The 3,249-nt window shown below is 48.1% G+C and carries 2 protein-coding genes, 2 tRNA genes and 1 rRNA gene; 1 reads left to right on the plus strand and 4 read right to left on the minus strand.

Annotated elements, in window-relative coordinates; all coding sequences use genetic code 11:
• Positions 1 to 348: 348 nt before the first annotated feature.
• Positions 349 to 696: a tyrosine-type recombinase/integrase gene (locus I8748_RS29625; protein WP_000442160.1), complete on the minus strand. Its 348-nt coding sequence runs from the start codon at positions 694 to 696 to the stop codon at positions 349 to 351.
• A gap of 218 nt (positions 697 to 914) precedes the next feature.
• Here I8748_RS29625 and I8748_RS29630 point away from each other — a divergent pair, with 218 nt between their 5' ends.
• Positions 915 to 1,574, plus strand: a complete 660-nt coding sequence (locus I8748_RS29630; protein ID WP_000412211.1) for a type A-1 chloramphenicol O-acetyltransferase — start codon at positions 915 to 917, stop codon at positions 1,572 to 1,574.
• Positions 1,575 to 2,248: 674 nt separating this feature from the next.
• Here I8748_RS29630 and I8748_RS29635 read toward each other — a convergent pair.
• From I8748_RS29635 to I8748_RS29645, 3 genes are all read right to left on the minus strand, one after another.
• Positions 2,249 to 2,321 (minus strand) — tRNA-Ala (locus I8748_RS29635).
• Between the two features lie 84 nt (positions 2,322 to 2,405).
• Positions 2,406 to 2,479: transfer RNA gene (locus I8748_RS29640), tRNA-Ile, on the minus strand.
• Positions 2,480 to 2,598: 119 nt separating this feature from the next.
• Positions 2,599 to 3,249 (minus strand): 16S ribosomal RNA (locus I8748_RS29645); the annotation flags it as partial.

Here is a 3,249-nt window from a genome sequence, read left to right on the forward strand (position 1 = left end):
GTAAAAGGACAGACCACATCATGGTTCTGTGTTCATTAGGTTGTTCTGTCCATTGCTGACATAATCCGCTCCACTTCAACGTAACACCGCACGAAGATTTCTATTGTTCCTGAAGGCATATTCAAATCGTTTTCGTTACCGCTTGCAGGCATCATGACAGAACACTACTTCCTATAAACGCTACACAGGCTCCTGAGATTAATAATGCGGATCTCTACGATAATGGGAGATTTTCCCGACTGTTTCGTTCGCTTCTCAGTGGATAACAGCCAGCTTCTCTGTTTAACAGACAAAAACAGCATATCCACTCAGTTCCACATTTCCATATAAAGGCCAAGGCATTTATTCTCAGGATAATTGTTTCAGCATCGCAACCGCATCAGACTCCGGCATCGCAAACTGCACCCGGTGCCGGGCAGCCACATCCAGCGCAAAAACCTTCGTGTAGACTTCCGTTGAACTGATGGACTTATGTCCCATCAGGCTTTGCAGAACTTTCAGCGGTATACCGGCATACAGCATGTGCATCGCATAGGAATGGCGGAACGTATGTGGTGTGACCGGAACAGAGAACGTCACACCGTCAGCAGCAGCGGCGGCAACCGCCTCCCCAATCCAGGTCCTGACCGTTCTGTCCGTCACTTCCCAGATCCGCGCTTTCTCTGTCCTTCCTGTGCGACGGTTACGCCGCTCCATGAGCTTATCGCGAATAAATACCTGTGACGGAAGATCACTTCGCAGAATAAATAAATCCTGGTGTCCCTGTTGATACCGGGAAGCCCTGGGCCAACTTTTGGCGAAAATGAGACGTTGATCGGCACGTAAGAGGTTCCAACTTTCACCATAATGAAATAAGATCACTACCGGGCGTATTTTTTGAGTTATCGAGATTTTCAGGAGCTAAGGAAGCTAAAATGGAGAAAAAAATCACTGGATATACCACCGTTGATATATCCCAATGGCATCGTAAAGAACATTTTGAGGCATTTCAGTCAGTTGCTCAATGTACCTATAACCAGACCGTTCAGCTGGATATTACGGCCTTTTTAAAGACCGTAAAGAAAAATAAGCACAAGTTTTATCCGGCCTTTATTCACATTCTTGCCCGCCTGATGAATGCTCATCCGGAATTTCGTATGGCAATGAAAGACGGTGAGCTGGTGATATGGGATAGTGTTCACCCTTGTTACACCGTTTTCCATGAGCAAACTGAAACGTTTTCATCGCTCTGGAGTGAATACCACGACGATTTCCGGCAGTTTCTACACATATATTCGCAAGATGTGGCGTGTTACGGTGAAAACCTGGCCTATTTCCCTAAAGGGTTTATTGAGAATATGTTTTTCGTCTCAGCCAATCCCTGGGTGAGTTTCACCAGTTTTGATTTAAACGTGGCCAATATGGACAACTTCTTCGCCCCCGTTTTCACCATGGGCAAATATTATACGCAAGGCGACAAGGTGCTGATGCCGCTGGCGATTCAGGTTCATCATGCCGTTTGTGATGGCTTCCATGTCGGCAGAATGCTTAATGAATTACAACAGTACTGCGATGAGTGGCAGGGCGGGGCGTAATTTTTTTAAGGCAGTTATTGGTGCCCTTAAACGCCTGGTTGCTACGCCTGAATAAGTGATAATAAGCGGATGAATGGCAGAAATTCGATGATAAGCTGTCAAACATGAGAATTGGTCGACGGCCCGGGCGGCCGCAAGGGGTTCGCGTTGGCCGATTCATTAATGCAGCTGGCACGACAGGTTTCCCGACTGGAAAGCGGGCAGTGAGCGCAACGCAATTAATGTGAGTTAGCTCACTCATTAGGCACCCCAGGCTTTACACTTTATGCTTCCGGCTCGTATGTTGTGTGGAATTGTGAGCGGATAACAATTTCACACAGGAAACAGCTATGACCATGATTACGCCAAGCTATTTAGGTGACACTATAGAATACTCAAGCTATGCATCCAACGCGTTGGGAGCTCTCCCATATGGTCGACCTGCAGGCGGCCGCGAATTCACTAGTGATTCCTCGCCTCTGTGTGCCTAGGTATCCACCATAAGCCCTTATTAGCTTGACCACTAACAATTGGTTTTAAAACTGCAAACACAATCACTTTTTCAATGTCTGTGTCTGCCTGCTTCGCGTTACTATGCAGTTTTCAAGGTTCTGGCTGGTATTTCATCCAGCAGTCTGACATCATCTGCCATGTTGCTGAATTTCATCCTTTTTTTTGTTAGCTGACGCTACAGGTGGAGGTTAGCGGACTCGAACCGCTGACATCCTGCTTGCAAAGCAGGCGCTCTACCAACTGAGCTAAACCCCCAGACCACAAGTTATTAGTTACTCGTTATTAATTATGAGTTTTTTACTCCTAACTCCTAACTCTTAACTCCTAACTTGATTCAGGTGGGCCATCCTGGACTCGAACCAGGGACCTCACCCTTATCAGGGGTGCGCTCTAACCACCTGAGCTAATAGCCCAATTACGAACCAAACATAGTTTGAAAGCCCCATCAAGTTCTGCGACCGACCTCGGAATAACCTTCTCTATATCTATTCACACTTCGTTTTCGATATTAGAGTTGGGTAGGTCTCCCTTAAAAGGAGGTGATCCAGCCACACCTTCCGGTACGGCTACCTTGTTACGACTTCACCCCAGTCACCAGCACTGCCTTAGGCATCCTCCCCCACGAATGGTTAGAGTAATGACTTCGGGCGTTGCCAGCTTCCATGGTGTGACGGGCGGTGTGTACAAGGCCCGGGAACGAATTCACTGCAGTATGCTGACCTGCAATTACTAGCGATTCCTCCTTCACGAAGCTGAGTTGCAAGCTTCGATCTGAACTGAGCCACGGTTTACGGGATTTGCTTGCCGTTGCCGGCTTGCTGCCCTCTGTCCGTAGCATTGTAGTACGTGTGTAGCCCAAGACGTAAGGGGCATGCTGACCTGACGTCATCCCCACCTTCCTCCGGTTTGACACCGGCAGTCTCTCTAGAGTGCCCAACTTAATGCTGGCAACTAAAAACGAGGGTTGCGCTCGTTGCGGGACTTAACCCAACATCTCACGACACGAGCTGACGACAGCCATGCACCACCTGTGTTTGCGCTCCCGAAGGCACTCTTCTCTTTCAAGAAGATTCGCAACATGTCAAGTCTTGGTAAGGTTCTTCGCGTTGCATCGAATTAAACCACATACTCCACCGCTTGTGCGGGCCCCCGTCAATTCCTTTGAGTTTCACACTTGCGTGCG

It is taken from the genome of Amazonocrinis nigriterrae CENA67 (genome assembly GCF_016056305.1).
In the GTDB taxonomy this organism is placed as follows: domain Bacteria; phylum Cyanobacteriota; class Cyanobacteriia; order Cyanobacteriales; family Nostocaceae; genus Amazonocrinis; species Amazonocrinis nigriterrae.